The sequence below is a fragment of the Dyadobacter sp. HNCC25DJ184 genome (assembly GCF_056895215.1).
On sequence record NZ_JBXHAQ010000036.1, the window covers coordinates 1 to 3,062 of the forward strand.

Below are 3,062 nucleotides of genomic sequence, written 5' to 3' on the forward strand. Positions count from 1 at the left end.
GATAACAAGTGGAACAGACTTGAAGTTGGTTGGTCCATAAGCAACTGTTACAGAGGTCGAGGTCAGCGTATAGTAGTTGCCACCTGCATCGTATGTCATAGCCCACCCGGGTGCAGAGCCCAGCGCGAGTGAAAACTGGTTGTTTGGCGGATAAATATAGACTGTGATCGGTCCTGATGATACCGATCCGCTTTGGCCTACGTTCAAAATACGCAGTGTGGCATTTTTTGTAAGTGATGATGGTTTGATATAACCAGCATCTCCCATGGCATACAAAGGACGAAGGTCAGCAACGCTAGCCGCACCACTAGATCCAAATGTATAAGCAGTATACTTATCTGGCGTAACTCCGTTTGCAGTAATGCTTCCGGTCGTAGACAGTGCACCGGTCGTACCTCCTGCCGCGCCAAGGTTTTCCCATTTGCTGGTTGCAGGGTTGTAACCCACGACAACAAGCTTGGAAAGTGTATTGCTTGTCAGTGTAGCCAGGTCGCTTTCTGCATCCCAGGAAAGCGTCAGGTTGACGGACTGCGCCCCATTGACGTCCCAGTATTCCTTCGTACTCACCGAGCTCACCCCGGATCCAAGATTGGCCGTAAGAAAAGGTGCGCCCGCAGGCAGCGTAGCTGCATCGGGGTTTACAAACCAGTAAGCGGCCTGAAAACGGGCCGATGCCGCCGGGGCTGAAATACCAGCACTGCGAAGTTTTACAGCATTACCAATCGGAAATACAAAAGCCGTATTTCCCTCTTTTTCTGCATACCCATCTACATGTGACGCCGCAGAAGCACCAGTGTAAGATGAACCCGATGTGAAATAGGTGCTACTGGTAGCATGTGAGCTCCGGGGGGTAACAATGTAGCCCGTCCCGAATTCCAGCTGGCCATAAACACCGTAATAGCCGCCGGGATAGGTTTGTACTGTGCTGCTTATCTTGCTCCCCTGACCATGAGCCGCAAGGGTTACGGCAAGGGGAAGCAGAGCCAAATAATAAAGTCTATTTTTCATGATTTTTGATTTGCTTGGGTGATAATGATAGCAATCATTAGCTCAATTGTAAAAGAGGATAATTTTATTGCTCCTATTGTGTTGTAAGACAGATAGAAATCTATCTGTCTTACAACACAATTACCTGAATATATTGTAGTGAACAATTTGAACAAATTGCAGCTTCTACGAAAAGGCAATTAAAAAAGGAAGTTAATCTATTACTGACCACTGGCCGTCATATGTCACTAACCAGTTAGAAAATTGGACTAAGAAAACACTTAGTTGCTCACTCTTTGAATTAGGCAAGTAGTTGCTACACCAGTGCCGGTATCTCCACTGTCATCTGCCAGAATATATGCGTCATTAACGTTCACAACGGCAGCCATTCTTATCCTTTGCCCAGCAGTAACAGTAATAGGGTATGTTGCAAAAAAGCATTCCCCAACGTATCCGTCCGGTGTCGCAGAGGCGGCGTAATGAGTTGCCCTTGCAATCCACTTATTATTAGAATCTATTACTCCTTGTAAAAGTTGTTCATTAGCGGAAATAGAACCGAATGACATCTGAGAAAAAACAACATAAGTCCCCCCCTTGGCGAAAGTAATCTCACCATTGGAATAGGTAAAATCCCCTGAGTTATAAATAACAGAATTAAATGTAAGAGGATGAATTGAATTAGCGGCAAGGATATGACTATTGGCCCCCAACTTAAGGTAAATTGCTGTTCCCAGCGACGATTCACTATTTTTCCCAATTTTAAGAACACCGCTAGCATCAACGACAACACCTTTGTCCGCGGAATTTGTTGACGCGCTCATTCCCTCTACACGAACGGGATTAGCGGCATCCTTAACATGCAGCTTGTTAGTTGGAGCTGCCTCGTTAACACCCATGTTGCCATTCTGCAAAATCACCGTACGCTGCGCACTGGTTCCTTCTACGTCAAGGACTGCGTTAGTGGTGATATTCCCCGGATTTGCACCCACTTTTACCTGCGCTTGTGCAGCAATACTGCCTCCCATTACCATTGAAGATATTGCAACAATACGAAGAGCCTTGATTGGATTTTTAAATAACGGTTTCATTTTGTTGTCTGCGAAATTTGAAAAATGACTGTTTGTTTTTGTTAATTTGTTGATTGTTTGCATGCTCATTAATTGAATAATTAATTGTTATTTGATGATGTATTATACAATCGAAGAAAATTTGACTGACATAACCTGATTAGAATAGCATATCATTGTTTTTCTTCGACGGCACAAATGTCACCGAAAGCCCCGAACGGTAAAATACCGCCAGGAGCGTAAATGCAATAAGAAGAGTGCCTAGAAAAAGGTATATGCTACACTGAAAGATGAGATTAAGTAGTCGATTATGTAAGTAATTCGGCTGGCTCTACTTAAAATCCTCTAATTTTGTTAGTGGTAATGGCGGACAAAAAATTATCCTTTTATTAGAGACGGCTCTAATCCGTTAAATTGTCGGATTAAAGGAACATCCTTTATAAACGCCAAAAAGCCTCCAAAACAATGAAGGCTTTTTAGGTATTCTACACTATTAAGTTACTTTTCTCACTGCATGATTATTTGCCAATAATTACTTTGTGTGTGTACACTGCTCCACCTGCGCTGATCACCTTTACGATATACATGCCTTTGGCAAGCCCTTTTACATTGATACCATCCACAGGGATACTGGCTGACTGGTACACCGTTTTCCCGCTCATGTTCACAAGAGAGACTGATTGAACCGCTCCCTGAACTGCATCTTTTAAGAAAAGTACGTCGGATACCGGATTGGGAAAAACAGAAACCGAAACATTCCCTTCAAAATTCACAGACCGCAAACGGCTATATGTATACGTACCATCTTTGTCCACCATTTTCAGACGGTAGTAGTTAGTGCCACGAAATGGAGAGCCATCAGAGAAAGTATACGACTGGTTTATTTTTGTATCTCCTGCTGCCTGTTTGTTGCCAATGGACGTCCATTGTGTAGCATCTGCACTGCGTTCAACACCAAAGTAGTCGCTGTTGGTTTCTTCGCTGGTAGACCATGCCAGGTTAGTAGTG

Annotated in this window: 2 protein-coding genes and 1 pseudogene; all 3 read right to left on the reverse strand. The window is 43.7% G+C overall.

Annotated features, from left to right (window positions below):
* Positions 1-1,008: pseudogene (locus tag AC1XUD_RS26465) on the reverse strand (hypothetical protein); the annotation flags it as partial.
* A gap of 260 nt (positions 1,009-1,268) precedes the next feature.
* Entirely contained in the window at positions 1,269-2,138 is an 870-nt protein-coding gene (locus AC1XUD_RS26470; RefSeq protein WP_483364062.1) for a hypothetical protein, read from the reverse strand.
* A 434-nt stretch (positions 2,139-2,572) separates the two neighbouring features.
* The coding region (locus AC1XUD_RS26475; RefSeq protein WP_483364063.1) for a T9SS type A sorting domain-containing protein at positions 2,573-3,062 on the reverse strand (490 nt) is incomplete at its 5' end.

What these genes read in the sequence shown, in the direction of transcription:
- AC1XUD_RS26470 (WP_483364062.1), bottom strand. Translation starts at nt 2,138, where the DNA reads ATGCAAACAATCAACAAATTAACAAAAACAAACAGTCATTTTTCAAAT.